This window comes from Streptomyces sp. TLI_185 (assembly GCF_003814765.1).
In the GTDB taxonomy this organism is placed as follows: Bacteria; Actinomycetota; Actinomycetes; order Streptomycetales; family Streptomycetaceae; genus Streptomyces.
This window is the reverse complement of sequence record NZ_RKRB01000001.1, coordinates 5,172,765-5,188,064: the sequence shown is the minus strand read 5'-3', so window position 1 is coordinate 5,188,064 and position 15,300 is coordinate 5,172,765. Positions and strand designations below refer to the sequence as shown.

The 15,300-nt window shown below is 69.7% G+C and carries 13 protein-coding genes; 5 read left to right on the top strand and 8 right to left on the bottom strand.

The window, feature by feature from the left end; all coding sequences use genetic code 11:
• Nucleotides 1-66: 66 nt before the first annotated feature.
• The 3 genes from EDD92_RS23850 to EDD92_RS23840 all read right to left on the bottom strand — a co-directional run bounded on the left by EDD92_RS23850 (nt 67) and on the right by EDD92_RS23840 (nt 3,729).
• Nucleotides 67-999: a MerR family transcriptional regulator gene (locus EDD92_RS23850; protein ID WP_123966189.1), complete on the bottom strand. Its 933-nt coding sequence runs from the start codon at nt 997-999 to the stop codon at nt 67-69.
• Nucleotides 1,000-1,117: 118 nt separating this feature from the next.
• Nucleotides 1,118-2,890, bottom strand: a complete 1,773-nt coding sequence (locus EDD92_RS23845; RefSeq protein WP_123966188.1) for an SDR family oxidoreductase — start codon at nt 2,888-2,890, stop codon at nt 1,118-1,120.
• On the bottom strand, nt 2,887-3,729 hold the full coding sequence (locus EDD92_RS23840) for a M24 family metallopeptidase (protein ID WP_185124110.1): 843 nt from the start codon (nt 3,727-3,729) through the stop codon (nt 2,887-2,889). The genes EDD92_RS23845 and EDD92_RS23840 overlap by 4 nt, the downstream gene beginning before the upstream one ends.
• Before the next feature lie 234 nt (nt 3,730-3,963).
• Here EDD92_RS23840 and EDD92_RS23835 point away from each other — a divergent pair, with 234 nt between their 5' ends.
• From EDD92_RS23835 to EDD92_RS23815, 5 genes are all read left to right on the top strand, one after another.
• A complete protein-coding gene (locus EDD92_RS23835) occupies nt 3,964-4,929 on the top strand; it encodes an ABC transporter ATP-binding protein (protein WP_123970515.1) in 966 nt (321 codons plus the stop codon).
• Nucleotides 4,919-5,827 (top strand): ABC transporter permease subunit, encoded by a 909-nt coding sequence (locus EDD92_RS23830; RefSeq protein WP_123966186.1) that lies wholly within the window; start codon nt 4,919-4,921, stop codon nt 5,825-5,827. The genes EDD92_RS23835 and EDD92_RS23830 overlap by 11 nt, the downstream gene beginning before the upstream one ends.
• Nucleotides 5,824-6,735, top strand: coding sequence for an ABC transporter ATP-binding protein (locus EDD92_RS23825; protein ID WP_123966185.1), 912 nt, complete (start codon nt 5,824-5,826; stop codon nt 6,733-6,735). Before EDD92_RS23830 ends, EDD92_RS23825 begins: the two co-directional genes overlap by 4 nt.
• An 11-nt stretch (nt 6,736-6,746) precedes the next feature.
• On the top strand, nt 6,747-7,466 hold the full coding sequence (locus EDD92_RS23820) for an ABC transporter permease subunit (RefSeq protein ID WP_123966184.1): 720 nt from the start codon (nt 6,747-6,749) through the stop codon (nt 7,464-7,466).
• A 103-nt stretch (nt 7,467-7,569) separates the two neighbouring features.
• On the top strand, nt 7,570-7,770 hold the full coding sequence (locus tag EDD92_RS23815; RefSeq protein ID WP_123966183.1) for a hypothetical protein: 201 nt from the start codon (nt 7,570-7,572) through the stop codon (nt 7,768-7,770).
• Between the two features lie 439 nt (nt 7,771-8,209).
• Here EDD92_RS23815 and EDD92_RS23810 read toward each other — a convergent pair whose 3' ends face one another.
• The 5 genes from EDD92_RS23810 to EDD92_RS23790 all read right to left on the bottom strand — a co-directional run bounded on the left by EDD92_RS23810 (nt 8,210) and on the right by EDD92_RS23790 (nt 15,300).
• Nucleotides 8,210-9,028 carry an HAD family hydrolase gene (locus EDD92_RS23810; protein ID WP_399183821.1) on the bottom strand — a complete coding sequence of 273 codons (819 nt, stop codon included), beginning with the start codon at nt 9,026-9,028 and terminating at the stop codon, nt 8,210-8,212.
• Complete coding sequence (gene serS / locus EDD92_RS23805; RefSeq protein WP_123966182.1) at nt 9,025-10,302, bottom strand: serine--tRNA ligase; 1,278 nt, start codon at nt 10,300-10,302, stop codon at nt 9,025-9,027. Before serS ends, EDD92_RS23810 begins: the two co-directional genes overlap by 4 nt.
• 543 nt (nt 10,303-10,845) lie before the next feature.
• Nucleotides 10,846-11,778 (bottom strand): prephenate dehydratase, encoded by a 933-nt coding sequence (gene pheA, locus EDD92_RS23800; RefSeq protein ID WP_123966181.1) that lies wholly within the window; start codon nt 11,776-11,778, stop codon nt 10,846-10,848.
• Nucleotides 11,779-11,872: 94 nt separating this feature from the next.
• The gene (efeB, locus tag EDD92_RS23795) at nt 11,873-13,195 is read right to left on the bottom strand and encodes an iron uptake transporter deferrochelatase/peroxidase subunit (RefSeq protein ID WP_123966180.1); all 1,323 of its coding nucleotides are present in this window, start codon (nt 13,193-13,195) and stop codon (nt 11,873-11,875) included.
• An 8-nt stretch (nt 13,196-13,203) separates the two neighbouring features.
• Nucleotides 13,204-15,300: a copper resistance CopC/CopD family protein gene (locus EDD92_RS23790; protein ID WP_123966179.1), complete on the bottom strand. Its 2,097-nt coding sequence runs from the start codon at nt 15,298-15,300 to the stop codon at nt 13,204-13,206.

Below are 15,300 nucleotides of genomic sequence, written 5' to 3'. Positions count from 1 at the left end.
GATCCACAACCAACTGTAGTTATCCACAGGCTACTTGGCGGTTCTGTGGACAACTCTGCTTACACGTCAGTGGTGTTCGTCAAGATCGGTTGGGGGTACCTCTCTTGACGTGAGCGCGTCCAACGCCCTTGCCCTTACCTCTCGTTCAGCCGCCAGACGGATGAACTCCGCCGCCCGCTCCGGGCCAACCAGCCCTTCCACCGCCCGCATTGTCTCCTGGGGCAAGGACACGGAGCGTGACGTCGGGCGCTCCGGTGCGGGTTCCCCGGAGCCGAGCTGCTGTCGCAGGTGGCGTACTGCCAACAAGCGCATCGCGCGCGCGAGTTCCGCATCCACCGTCTGCTGCGCGAGCGGCCGCAGTCGCCGTACGAGCGAGGCGGCTTCGGCCGCGTCCGCGTCGGTCGGGCGGTGCGGTCCGTCGAGGTAGCGGGCGAAGACGTGCTCGGTGGTGAACTCCAGGAAACGGGCGGCGATGTGCTCGACCTGGCCCCTCAACTCCCGGAGATGGCCTGAGATCGCGGCCAGCGGGACACCGGCTGCGTACAACTCGCCGGCCACGGCGAGCTCTTGGGGGCTCGGCACGAGGAAGGAGTCCTCGTCGCCGGGAACCGGCTCCAGCACGCCCAGCTCCACGGCGTCGGCGACCGCCGCGTCGTCGGGGTCGCCGCCGAAGCGCTCGTCCAGTTCGGCGCGCGAGATCCGTACCGCCTCCTCGTCGCTCCACGGGCCGTCGACCTCGGCCACCAGCCCGAGCACCCCGCCCAGGCCGCGGCCCGCGTCCCACGCCTCCAGGAGCTCCTTGATGGAGGCCAGGGTGTAGCCGCGGTCCAGGAGGTCGGCGATCTGGCGCAGGCGGGCGAGATGCGCGTCCGAGTAGAGGTTGGCGCGGCCGCGGCGCTCGGGACGGGGGAGGAGGCCGCGGTCCTGGTAGGCGCGGATGGTGCGGACGGTGGCGCCGCTGTGGTGTGCCAAGTCCTCTATCCGGTACGGCGTTTGCATGGTGAGTGCCTTCGTCCGCCGGCGTGCCGTCGGCCGACGGCACCCGGTGCTGCGGGCCGTGCCGGTCGTTCTGCCCTGCGGAACGACCGGCCACGGCGGTTTCTGAGCAACTGCCCACTCACAGCGGTGGCTCCATGCGTGCGATCGCCCGCAACGCGCGTGGGGAGAACCGGGACATGAAGTGGGCGCCTCTGGCTTCCGGTGTGACCGGAACGACCGCCTCGTTGCGCACGACCGCGCGCAAGATCGCTTCGGCGACCTTCTCCGGTGGGTAGTTGCGCATGCCGTACAGCCGTGCCGACTTCTTCTGGCGCCGCTTCTCCTCCTCGGCGTCCACGCCCGCGAAGCGTGCCGTCGAGGTGATGTTGGTGTTGACGAAGCCCGGGCAGATCGCGCTCACGCCGATTCCCCGACCTGCAAGTTCCGCGCGCAGGCACTCGCTGAGCATCAGCACGGCCGCCTTGGAGGTGCTGTAGGCGGGCAGCGCCTTGGACGGCTGGTACGCGGCCGCCGACGCGGTGTTGACGATGTGGCCGCCCTGTCCGCGCTCCGCCATCTGCTTGCCGAAGAGCCGGCAGCCGTGGATCACGCCCCACAGGTTGACGTCGAGGACCTTCTTCCAGTCCTCCGGGCTGGTGTCGAAGAAGGAGCCGGACAGGCCGATCCCGGCGTTGTTCACCAGGACGTCCACCACTCCGTACTCGGTGGCGACCTTCTCGGCGAGCTTCTCCATGGCGTGTTCGTCGGAGACGTCGGCCGTCTCCGCCCAGGCCTCGGGGGCGCCGACCAGGCGGGACAGCTCGGCGGTGCGGGCGGCGGCTTCGGCGTCCCGGTCGACGGCGACCACGCGTGCTCCGGCCTCCGCGAAGGCGAACGCCGTGGCCCGCCCGATGCCGCTGCCCGCGCCGGTGACGAGGACGAGTTGCCCGCCGAAGCGCTCGGCGTATCTGCCGGTCGCCTGCACCCTGTTCTTCCCTCCCTCGGTGGCCGTCACGAACTCGGTGATCCAGGAGGCCAGTTGGTCGGGACGGGTGCGCGGTATCCAGTGTTTGGCCGGGAGTGTGCGGCGGGTCAACTGCGGGACCCACCGCTCCAGTTCGTCGTAGAGCTTCTCCGACAGGAACGCGTCCCCCAGGGGCGTGATGAGCTGCACGGGCGCGTGCGCGTAGGCGTCCGGGCGGGGCCTGCGCAGCCTGGCCCGGACGTTGTCCCGGTACAGCCAGGCGCCGTGTGCCGCGTCCGTGGGGAGTGAGGACGTCGGGTAGTCGCCGCCGGGCACCTTCTCCAGGCGCTCCAGGATGCGGGGCCAGCGTTTGCCGAGAGGGCCGCGCCAGGCGAGCTCGGGCAGTACGGGCGTGTGCAGCAGGTACACGTACCAGGACTTGGCGCCCTGGCCGAGGAGCTGGCCGACACGGCGCGGGGTGGGCCGCTTGACGCGCTTGCTGATCCAGTGCCCGAAGTGATCGAGGGACGGGCCGGACATCGAGGTGAAGGACGCGATGCGGCCCTCGGTGCGCTTGACGGTGACGAACTCCCAGGACTGCACCGAGCCCCAGTCGTGTCCCACGACGTGCACCGGCCGGTCCGGGCTGACGGTGTCGATCACCGCCAGGAAGTCGTCCGTGAGCTTCTCCAGGGTGAAGCCGCCGCGCAGCGGCTGCGGTGCCGTCGACCGGCCGTGTCCGCGGACGTCGTAGAGGACGACATGGAAGCGCTCGGCGAGCCGCGGGGCGACCTCGGACCACACTTCCTTGCTGTCGGGGTATCCGTGCACGAGGACCACCGTCGGCTGCCCGGAGTCCCCCAGCTCGGCCACGCACAGCTCCACGCCGCCGGTCCGTATCCGGCGCTCCCGCGCTCCCTTGAGCACCGACTGGGCAAAGCCCGTCACTTGTCCTCCGCCCAGCGCCGCACGTGCGGCAGATCGTCGTCCAGCCAGAAGGCGCTCTCCTCGGGGTCCCTGGAGTCGGTGACGACCAGGATCTCCTCGAACTTCGCGCCCGTACCCCGGAAACCGAGATGAGGTTCCACCGCCCACAGACCCGGCTGCGGTGGGTGGTCGGAGAAGCGGTACGGCGACCACAGCGGGGACCAGCCGTCGCGGTGGCCGTGCAGCGCGTCGGAGGCGAGCCCCTTCAGGGACTGTGTGCCGAACCCGAACAGATGCGGTGACCAGCGGCGCTGCTTCACACGGTCGACCTTGTGCGCGATCACGCCGAAGGGATAGGCGCGGTGCCGGTTGGCGTAGCCCTGGCGGACCATGAGGCGGTCCACGTCCTCGTAGATCGCGCGCAGCGGGCGCCGCTCGCGCACCTCGCGCAGGATCAGCTCGCGGTGCGCCTCCAGGTCGGCCATGAGTTTGTCCTGCACGGGGTTGATCCCGAGGGAGCCCGAGTAGCCGATGTCGGCCGTGTATCCGTCGTACACGGGGGCCATGTCCAGGATGAACGGCATCCCTGGCTCGAGCCGCCGGTCCGTCGGGAAGAACTGGAGCGGGATGCGGAAGTTCACGAACGCCGTGCGGTCCCCGAACCAGGCGAACGGCAGATGGAACCAGTCCCGCATGCCTCGCTCGCGCAGCCAGGCGCGCTGCATGCGGGCCGCCTCGCGCTCGGTCACCCCCGGCTGGAGCTGTGCGGCGACCGCCTCCGCGCACTCGTAGGCGAGGCGTTGCACCTGCCTGAACCCCCGCAGCTGCGTGGAGAGACCATCTGTCACTGCCGTCGTCATGCCACCGCCCACCTCGTCCATGCCGACTGCGGTACGTGCCCGTAACTTGACACTGGTGAATGTGACAGTTGTTAGAGGCTGCGTCAATAGGAGGGGTTCGGGCTGTGGATAACTCTGCGTAGCTCTCAGGTAGGGGAATCCCCTACGGACCCGTACGCCTGGAGTCTGATGGCAGGACAGCTCTGCGGTCTGACGACCGTCGTGGTCCGCGTCACTATCGTCGAAGACGTGACTGTGATCGCGACCGAAAGCCTGAGCAAGCGGTTCCCCCGGGTGACCGCGCTTGACCGGCTCTCCGTCGACGTCGGGCCCGGGGTAACCGGACTCGTCGGAGCAAACGGAGCCGGCAAGTCAACACTGATCAAGATCCTTCTGGGTCTGTCCCCCGCCTCGGAGGGCCGCGCCGAAGTGCTCGGGCTCGACGTCGCGACCAAGGGTGGCGACATCCGTGAGCGGGTCGGCTACATGCCGGAGCACGACTGCCTCCCGCCGGACGTCTCGGCCACCGAGTTCGTCGTCCACATGGCGCGCATGTCGGGCCTGCCGCCCACGGCCGCACGCGAGCGAACCGCGGACACGCTGCGCCATGTCGGTCTGTACGAGGAGCGCTACCGCCCCATCGGCGGCTACTCGACCGGCATGAAGCAGCGTGTCAAGCTCGCGCAGGCGCTCGTCCACGACCCGCAGTTGGTCTTCCTGGACGAGCCGACCAACGGCCTCGACCCGGTGGGCCGCGACGAGATGCTCGGCCTGATCCGCCGTATCCACACCGACTTCGGCATCTCGGTCCTGGTCACCTCGCACCTGCTGGGCGAGCTCGAGCGCACCTGCGACCACGTCGTCGTCATCGACGGCGGCAAGCTCCTGCGCTCCAGCTCCACCACGGACTTCACCCAGACCACCACCACCCTCGCGATCGAGGTTACCGACACCGACGACCACCCGGACGGCACGCGCGCGGTGCGCGAAGCGCTGCACGCGCGCGGGGTGGACGTTGTCGACGGCAGCGACGGCCTGCCGGGTGCCGGGCACATCCTGCTGCTCACGGCGCAGGGCGAGGAGACATACGACCTCGTCCGCGACGTCGTCGCGGATCTCGGCCTCGGCCTGGTGCGCATGGAGCAGCGCAGGCACCACATCTCGGAGGTCTTCAAGAGCGAGGAAGAGCAGCGGAAGGAGGCGGTCGGCCATGGCAGTTGAGCATCCCGCGGCGGCTGCGCCGGGTGACCAGACCCGCATCCACAACATCGGCTACCGCACCTACGACGGCCCCCGTCTCGGCCGCTCCTACGCGACCCGCTCCCTGTACTCGCAGTCCCTGCGCGGCTCCTACGGCCTCGGCCGTTCGATCAAGTCCAAGGTGCTGCCGATGCTGCTGTTCGCGGTGATGTGCGTGCCGGCGGCCATCATGGTGGCCGTCGCCGTAGCCACCAAGGCGCACGAACTGCCGGTCCAGTACACGCGCTACGCGATCATCATGCAGTCCGTCATCTGCCTGTACGTCGCCTCGCAGGCACCCCAGTCCGTCTCGCGCGACCTGCGCTTCAAGACCGTGCCGCTGTACTTCTCGCGGCCGATCGAGACCGCCGACTACGTGCGCGCGAAGTACGCGGCGCTGGCCTCGGCGATGTTCATCCTGACCGCCGCCCCGCTGATCGTGCTCTACGTGGGCGCGCTGCTGGCGAAGCTCGATTTCGCCGACCAGACCAAGGGATTCGCACAGGCACTCGTATCCGTGGCACTGCTCTCGCTGCTCTTCGCCGGCATCGGCCTGGTCATCGCATCGGTCACCCCGCGCCGCGGCTTCGGCATCGCGGCCGTGATCGCCGTCCTGATCGTCTCCTACGGCGCCGTCACGACGCTCCAGGCCATCGCCGACGCACAGGGCAGCACGAGCGCCATCCCGTGGATCGGTCTCTTCTCGCCGGTCACGCTCATCGACGGCGTGCAGTCCGCCTTCCTCGGCGCGACCCCGGCACTCCCGGGAGAACACGGCCCCTCGACCGGCCAGGGCGTGGTGTACGTCCTGCTCACCCTGGGCCTGATCGCCGCCAGCTACGGCCTCCTGATGCGCCGCTACAAGAAGGTGGGACTGTGACCACGCTCCAGATCGACCACGTCTCCCGCTGGTTCGGCAACGTGGTCGCCGTCAACGACATCACCATGACGATCGGCCCCGGCGTCACCGGCCTGCTCGGCCCGAACGGCGCCGGAAAGTCCACCCTCATCAACATGATGGCCGGCTTCCTGGCCCCCTCCACCGGCACCGTCACCCTCGACGGGCAGCAGGTCTGGCGCAACGAGTCGATCTACAAGCACATCGGCATCGTCCCCGAACGCGAGGCGATGTACGACTTCCTCACCGGACGCGAATTCGTCGTCGCCAACGCCGAGTTGCACGGCCTGGGCGACAAGGCGGCCCAGAAGGCGCTGGCCACGGTGGAGATGGAGTACGCACAGGACCGGAAGATCTCCACGTACTCCAAGGGCATGCGCCAGCGCGTGAAGATGGCGAGCGCCCTGGTCCACGACCCTTCGCTCCTCCTCCTGGACGAGCCCTTCAACGGCATGGACCCCCGTCAGCGCATGCAGCTCATGGACCTGCTGCGGCGCATGGGCGACGAGGGCCGCACCGTGCTGTTCTCGTCCCACATCCTCGAAGAGGTCGAGCAACTCGCCTGGCACATCGAGGTCGTCGTCGCCGGACGGCACGCGGCCAGCGGTGACTTCCGCAAGATCCGCCGCCTGATGACCGACCGCCCGCACCGCTACCTGGTGCGTTCCAGCGACGACCGCGCGCTTGCGGCCGCACTGATCGCCGACCCGTCGACGTCCGGCATCGAGGTCGACCTGGCGGAGGGCGCGTTGCGCATCCAGGCCGTCGACTTCGGCCGTTTCACGGCGCTGCTGCCCAGGGTCGCCCGCGACCACGGCATCCGGCTGCTGACGGTCTCGCCGTCCGACGAGTCCCTCGAGTCCGTCTTCTCGTATCTGGTCGCGGCGTAGGAGGCCGAAAGATGTACGACCCCACAGTCGCCCGACTCACCTACCGAGCCCTGCTCGGCCGTCGCCGGGCCCTCATCCTGGGCGCACTGCCCCTGCTGCTGATCGCGATCTCGGTCGTCGTCCGCGCCCTCGCCGGCGCAGACGACCAGACGGCCTCCGACCTGCTGGGCGGGCTCGCGCTCGCCACGATGGTGCCGCTCATCGGCGTCATCGCCGGCACGGGCGCGATCGGACCGGAGATCGACGACGGCTCGGTGGTGTATCTGCTGTCCAAGCCGCTGAAGCGGTCGACGATCATCTTCACCAAGCTGATCGTGGCGATCGCGGTGACGATGGTGTTCTCCGCGCTGCCCACCCTCATCGCCGGCTTCATCCTGAACGGCAACGGGCAGCAGATCGCCGTCGCCTATACGGTCGCCGCGCTGGTCTCCTCCATCGCCTACGCGGCGCTGTTCCTGCTGCTGGGCACGGTGTCCCGGCACGCGGTGGTCTTCGGGCTCGTGTACGCGCTCGTGTGGGAGGCCCTGTTCGGCTCCCTGGTGCCCGGTGCACGCACGCTGAGCGTCCAGCAGTGGTCGCTTGCCGTCGCCCACAAGGTTGCCGGCGGCGACCTGGTCACCTCGGAAGTCGGCCTGACGACGGCCACGGTCTTCCTGGTCGCGGTGACCGTCCTGGCCACCTGGTACGCCGGACAGAAGCTGCGCACGCTGAAGCTCGCCGGTGAGGAGTGACAAGTCCTGACCTTGACGGGGACTTCACCTCTGTCCGGTCAGACTGGGCAGATGAGGATGGACGACTGAGGCACCTGGGGATGTACGACTGAGAGGAACGGGAATGGCAGACGACTGGGACGAACTGGTCCTGGACGAGCACTTCATACGGGGCGCCGAGACCTCCGAGCCGTCTGCCCGTGCCCGCATGCTCGCCGCACGCTGGCGCAACGAGGAGCCCGAGCCGCAGCCCTGGCGCTCCGAAGAGCCGCCTGCGGGGTGGTTCTTCAGCAAGGCGCGCCGGCGCAAGTGGCGGCGGCGCTGATCCCCGTAGGGCCGTAGCTCCGGTCGTTTTATTCAGTGGCGCCCAACTCGTCCGACAGGCACAGTGGTTGTGTCCCCGCCGCCGGACGCCCGATCTGCCGGGTGCTGTTCCGGCGCCACGTTCTGGGAGAGGAGCCGGGCGATGTCCATGCACGACAGTACGTCCAGCTCCCGACAGGGCAGCCCGCGGCGGGTTCCGGTGTAGTTACCCCACCGTCGAACCCGCTCCGCACGGGGAGCTGCCCGGGGCGGCCGCTTCGAGCACGCGATGTCGCTCTCGCGTGGGCCGCCTTCCCACGTCACCCCCGCTGCATGGGGGCACCCGCCGCTGGGGTGGCCGGGTCGGTCGCGCAACTCGGCGCCGCGAGGTGCCGCTCTCTGTGGGCCGGGGCCGCCCCAGCGGCACGACTGCCCGCAGCTACGGACGTCAGACGTCGCTGCTACGGCAGCAATTGCTCCAGCACCACCGCGATCCCGTCCTCCTCGTTGGAGGAGGTCACCTCGTCCGCCACGGCCTTCAGCTCCTCATGGGCGTTGGCCATCGCCACGCCCCGCGCCGCCCAGGCGAACATCGGGATGTCGTTGGGCATGTCGCCGAAGGCGATCGTTTCCGCCGCCTTGATGCCCAGACGGCGGGCCGCCAATGACAGCCCCGTCGCCTTCGACAGGCCCAGGGGCAGCAGCTCCACGATGCCCTCGCCCGCCATCGCAACCGTGACGAAGCCGCCCGCGGCCTCGCGCGCAGCCTCGGCGAGGTCGTCGTCGGACAGCTCCGGGTGCTGTATGTAGATCTTGTTCAGCGGGGCCGACCAGAGGTCGGACGCATCCGTGAACGGCGTCACGGGAAGCTCGCCGGCGAGCGCGTACCCCGGCCCCACCAGCACGTCGCCGTCCAGGCCGTCACGGCTCGCCGCCAGGTGCAGCGGGCCGACCTCCGCCTCGATCTTGGCCAGGGCCACGCCCGCCAGCTGCCGGTCCAGGGTCACCGACGTCAGCAGACGGTGCTCCCCGGCGTCGTACACCTGCGCGCCCTGGCCGCAGACCGCGAGGCCCTCGTAGCCGAGGTCGTCGAGGATGTGCCGGGTCCAGGGGACCGCGCGGCCGGTGACGACGATGTGTGCGGCGCCCGCCCCGGTGGCCGAGGCGAGCGCGTCACGCGTGCGCTGCGAGACCGACTCGTCGGAGCGCAGGAGCGTTCCGTCGAGGTCGGTCGCGATGAGTCTGTACGGGAATTCCCGGATCGCGGACGCGTCGCTCACTTGGCGACCGGCTCCAGGACCTCCCGGCCGCCCAGGAACGGACGCAGCACCGGCGGCACATACACGGAGCCGTCGGCCTGCTGGTGGTTCTCCAGGATCGCCACGATCGTGCGCGGTACGGCGCACAGCGTGCCGTTGAGCGTCGCGAGCGGCTTGACCTGCTTGCCGTCACGGACGCGGATCGACAGGCGGCGGGACTGGAACTCGGTGCAGTCCGAGGTCGAGGTCAGCTCGCGGTACTTGCCCTGCGTCGGGATCCACGCCTCGCAGTCGAACTTGCGGGCCGCCGAAGAGCCCAGGTCGGCCGAGGCGACGTCGATGACGCGGAACGGCAGCTCCAGCGAGGTCAGCCACTGCTTCTCCCACTGCAGCAGACGCTGGTGCTCGGCCTCCGAGTCCTCCGGGGCGACGTACGAGAACATCTCGACCTTGTCGAACTGGTGGACGCGGAAGATGCCCCGGGTGTCCTTGCCGTGCGAGCCGGCCTCACGGCGGAAGCAGGGCGAGAAGCCCGCGTAACGCAGGGGCAGACGGTCGGCGTCGAGGATCTCGTCCATGTGGTACGCGGCGAGGGGGACCTCGGAGGTGCCGACCAGGTAGAGGTCGTCCTTGTCGAGGTGGTAGACGTCCTGGGCCGCCTGGCCGAGGAAGCCCGTGCCCGCCATCGACTGGGGGCGGACCAGGGCGGGCGTCAGCATCGGCGTGAAGCCGGCTGCGGTGGCCTGGGCGATCGCCGCGTTGACGAGCGCGAGTTCGAGCAGGGCGCCGACACCCGTCAGGAAGTAGAAGCGCGAGCCGGAGACCTTCGCGCCGCGCTCCACGTCGATCGCGCCGAGGAGCGTGCCGAGCTCCAGGTGGTCCTTGGGTTCGAAGCCCTCGGCGCCGAAGTCGCGGATCGTGCCGTGCGTCTCAAGGGTGACGAAGTCCTCCTCGCCGCCGACGGGCACGTCGGGGTGGACGAGGTTGCCGAGCCGGAGGAGCAGTTCCTGCGTCTCGGTGTCGGCGGCGTCACGCTCGGCGTCGGCGGCCTTGACGTCGGCGGCGAGCTGGCTCGCCTTCTTCAGCAGCTCCGCCTTCTCGTCCGCGGAGGCCTTGGGGATGAGCTTGCCGAGCTGCTTCTGTTCGGCACGCAGCTCGTCGAAGCGGACGCCGGACGACCTGCGCCGCTCGTCGGCAGACAGGAGAGCGTCGACGAGCGCGACGTCCTCTCCACGGGCGCGCTGGGACGCGCGCACACGGTCGGGGTCCTCACGGAGCAGGCGAAGGTCAATCACGCGGTCAAGGCTACCGGTGCCGGGATACGGCCCACGACTCACCATTCCCAACAGCCAGCCATTGCGGCTTACGTTCCGTTATGAGCGAATTGCCCTCAGTGTCAACAAAAGGCGTCTCACTCCCTGGAACGGGGCAGGGGGTTGGCGCCCGGTTGACCCGATTCCCTTGCGGGGAGCGGGACTTGGGGTTTGGTTGTCCACAGCGATCCACGCCCTCCGAAGAGTTATCCACAGGCTGTGCGAAGGGTCTGTGGATTTCGGAATTGATCACTCCGAAACCGGTGGGTCACGCCGAGGAATCCTGCCTCAGACGCTGATTTACCACCACTTTCGAGTGGAAAGGGGTCGCTCCAAAGGATTACCTAAAGGAAACAGGTGGACGAACGGTGACATGCGCGCTGGTGGACGCGAGAGGGGCTCGCAGGCGGATTTGTCGACAGAGTCATGGTTCCGTGTCGACTTGTCCCCAGGTCGAGAAGCCAGCCTGTGGATAACTTCTGTGGACAACGAAAATCTGCAGGTAGCACCGGACGGACAGACCGGCTAGAAGCGGCCGTCCTGGCAGCGCGCGACCCAGTCCGAGGCTGCGAGGAACTCCTCGTCCGACGTCCCCTGCCGCGGTGTGCGCACGTCCTCGACGCCGATGTCCGCACGCGGGTACGAGCCGAGGAAGCGCACTTCCAGGCAGATCCGCTTGAGTCCCATCAGGGTCTCGGCCACCCGGCGGTCGGAGATGTGGCCCTCGGCGTCGATGCAGAAGCAGTAGTTGCCGATGCCGGCACCGGTGGGCCGGGACTGCAGCAGCATCAGGTTGATACCGCGGGTGGCGAACTCGCCCAGCAGGTCACGCAGGCCGCCGGGGTGGTCGTCGCGCTGCCACAGCACGACGGACGTCTTGTCCGCGCCCGTGGGGGCGGCAGGCCGGGCGGGCCGACCGACCAGCACGAACCGGGTCTGCGCGTTCTCGGCGTCGTGGATCCCGGTCTCCAGCGCCTCCAGGCCGTACCGGGCGGCCGCGAACTCGCCCGCGAAGGCGGCGTCGTACTGGCCCTCCTGGACCAGGCGGGCGGCGTCCGCGTTCGAGGCGGCGGACTCCCAGTGGGCGTCCGGGAGGTTGTTCTTGAGCCAGTTGCGCACCTGCGGCTGGGCGGCCGGGTGGGCGGAGACCGTCTTGATGTCGGAGAGCTTCGTACCCGGCCTGACCAGTAGCGCGAAGGTGATCGACAGCAGCACCTCGCGGTAGATCATCAGCGGGGCGCCCGCGACCAGCTCGTCGAGGGTGGTGGTGATGCCGCCCTCGACGGAGTTTTCGATCGGCACGAAGGCGGCCTCGGCCTCGCCTGCGCGGACCGCGTCCAGCGCGGACTGCACGGACACGTACGGGATGAGTTCCCGGGTGGCGGCTTCGGGAAGGGTGCGCAGGGCGACTTCGGTGAAGGTGCCCTCGGGGCCGAGATACGCGTAGCTCGCTGGCATGACCTCACCCTAATGGGCCTTACGCAAACGCGGCTCACGCGTCTCACAGGGGCCTCGCCGGAGCCGCTCACGCAGGCTCCTGAGGCGCGGGACCTCACCCCTCCAGCAGCCGCTGCCCCACGTACTCGCCCTGTGCCGCCCCGCCCGGTACCGCGAACAGGCCGCTCGCCTCGTGGCGGATGTACTTCGACAGGGCGTCGCCTCGGTCCAGCTTGCGCTGGATGGTGACGAAGCCGCGCAGCGGATCGGCCTGCCAGCAGACGAAGAGGAGACCGGCGTCGGGGACACCGTCCGCGTCGAACCCGTCGTGGTACGAGAACGGGCGGCGCAGGATGGCCGCACCGCCGTTCTGGTCGGGGCGGGAGATGCGGGCGTGGGCGTTGCCGGGGACGACGTAGTTGCCCTGCGCGTCCGTCTTCTCCAGGTCCATCGCGGTCGTCTCGGTGCCTCCGGTCAGGGGGGCTCCGTCGGACTTGCGGCGCCCGATGACGTTCTCCTGGGCCTTGAGGGAGAGCTTCTCCCAGTCGTCGAGGAGCATGCGGATGCGGCGTACGACGGCGTAGGAGCCGTTCGCCATCCAGGCGGGATCGTTGGAGCCGGAGGACGGCACGAAGATCCGTTTGTCGAAGTCGGACTCGGTCGGCTTGGGATTGCGGGTGCCGTCCAGCTGGCCCATGAGGTTGCGTGCCGTCATGGGGTGGGCGGTGGCGCCCGGAGTGCGGTTGAAGCCGTTCATCTGCCAGCGGATACGGGCCGCGCTGCCCGCGTCCTTCTGGATCGCGCGCAGGGCGTGGAACGCGACCAGGGCGTCGTCGGCCCCGATCTGCACCCACAGGTCGCCGTTGCTGCGGGCCTTGTCGAGGTGGTCGGAGGAGAAGTCGGGCAGGGGGTCGAGAGAGACGGGCCGCTGCTTCTCCAGGCCGGTGCGGGAGAAGAAGCTGTGGCCGAAGCCGAAGGTGAGGGTGAGCGAGGACGGTCCGGCGTCGCGGGCCACGTCCGTGTCGTCGTGTGCTGCCGCCTCGCCCGCCATCAGCCGCTCGGCCGTCGCCGACCAGCGGCGCAGCAGTGCGGCAGCCTCCCTGCGGCCCGCGCCTGCCGTCAGATCGAAGGCGACGAGGTGGCCGCGGGCCTGGAGGCCTTCGATGATGCCGGGCTGGTGTTTCACGTGAAACATCACCCGATTGGAGCCGATTGAGCTGAGCGGGGTGGCCTCGGAGGGTGCGGCGGCGTAGCCCACGGCTCCGCCGGCCGCGCCGAGCACGAACCCCGTGGCGCCGGCGGTGCCGAGCAGCTTCCGTCGCGAAATGCCGTCTCTGGAGGGCGCTTTTTCGGAGACGCCCGCCTCTGAAGCCGCCTCGGGAGCCGCGTCTGGAGCTGCGTCGGGAGTGCGGGCCTCCCGGATGGACTTGTCAGCCATGGTGCGATTCAGCCGATCTGCGCGTTCTTGGAGACGGTCACCTGGTCGATGTCGGAGGTGCGCACGGTCACGGCGACCTTCCAGTCGCCGGCCATGGGGATCTGCACCCCGTTCGTCGCCCAGTGTCCGGTGGTGATGTGGTCGGGGTTGACGGGCAGCGGCCCGATCTTCTTGGCCTCCAGGGTGAAGGCGACCTTCACCTCGGGGACGTCGAAGGCGCGCCCGTTGGGCCGCTGAACGTAGACGTGCATGTCGTTGCCGCCCACGCGCGCGGGGTCGAGGTCCACGGACACGACGCCCTTGCCGTCCGTGCCGCCCGTATCGAACGGCATGGTCAGGGTCAGCGCGCCGGACGACGAGTCCGCCGTCGAGGAGGAGGACGAGGACGACGAGGTGGCCGCTTTGGCCTCCTGTTCCGTGCGTCCGGGCTCGGTCTGCGTGAGCACGGTGGTGACGGCGAGCAGGACGACGGCGACGCCCGCCTCGGCGAGGACGGAGCGTCGTAGGCCGAACCGGTCGGGGTCGGCGTCGCGCTGCCGCTTCTGCCGTGCGGTGGCCATGGCGGCTTGCTGGCGGGCGAGTTGGGCGGCGCGTTCGGAGTCGGCGGGGGCTTCGGATTCACCGGAGACCCGAGCCTCGTCGGCGGTCTCGGACTCGTCCCGCTCCTCGGATGCCTCGGAGTCGGTGGGGGACGCGGTGCGACTGTCGGCTGTGGAGCCGCGACCGGCCCTCGCTCGTCCGCCGGCAGCGGAGTCGGCGGACGCCGTCGCCGTCTTCGCCGAGCCTGCTCCCGCCCGGGCGGCCGCCGGCTCCCTCGTATCGTGGGCGCCCTCCGACGTGTCCTGCTCCGCTGCTTCCTTGCGCGGCTGCACGACGGCGGTGTCCGCCAGCCGTGCCGTCCACCGCCGGGAGATCCACGCGATGCCGACGAGCAGCGCCACGAGCCCGATCTTGACGAGCAGCAGCTGTCCGTACGCAGTGTCGGTGAAGGCAGACCAGGAGCCGAGCTGGCGCCAGGACTGGTAGATGCCGGTCGCGACGAGCGCGAGGACGCTGCCGAAGGCGACTCGGGAGAAACGGCGTACTGCCGCGGCCTCGATCGGGGTGTCCGAGCGGTACAGCGCCACGAGGAGCGCGCACAGACCGCCGAGCCAGCCGGCCACGGCCAGCAGATGCACGACATCGACGGGCATCGCGATGCCGGGCTGGAGCCCGGTGGAGGCGTGCTCGGCCATGGCCCAGCTAGCCGCGAGCCCGGCGGCCACCACGGATCCGCCGATCGCGAGTCCGAACGTCAGGTCGCGCTTCTCCTCGTCCTCACGCTTGTCATAGGCGCCGAAGAGCACCGCGATGAACAGCGCCGCCGCGGCGAGCAGCAGCAGCCGGGAGATCAGTGCCGCGCCCGACTTGGTCTGCAGCACCTGCCCGAGCAGGCTCAGGTCGAAGATGTCGCCGACCTTGCCGGAGCTGGTGTAGGAGCCGCGCAGGAGCAGCAGCAGGAGGGTGGCCGAGGTGAGCGCGAGCCACCCGGAGACCACGAGCCGCTGCAGTGCCCGTACGCCGGAGCCGCGCCGCCAGCAGGCGAGCACGAAGGCGGCGCCGCCGACCACGACGATGAAGCCGGCGTACGACACGTACCGGCCGAAGCCGTACAGCCAGCCGACGATCCCGCCGCCCACCGTCCGGTCGGAGACCGAGACGGTGGTGGTGGAAGGCGCGCCGATGGAGAAGGTGAAGGCGCCGGCGACGGGATGGCTGTCCGCGGAGACGACCTGCCAGGACACCGTGTAGGTGCCGTCCGACAGCCCGCTGTGCAGCGGCACGGCGTACGACGTGGCGCTCACGTTGGACGGTTTGCCGGTGTCGACACGTTTGCCCTTGGGGTCGAGGACGCGCAGCGAGTCGTCGGATGTGGCGACCTTCTCGGAGAAGGTGAGCGTGACCTGGCTGGGTGCCTTGTCGACCACCACCCCCTGCGAGGGGTCGCTGCCGGTCAGCGCGGCGTGCGCGGAGGCGGGCCCGGCACCGGCGAGGAGCACGCCGAACACGGCCAGGAACAGCAGCGCCAGGGTCCGCATACGGCGGGGGGCGATGGTCCGGGTCAC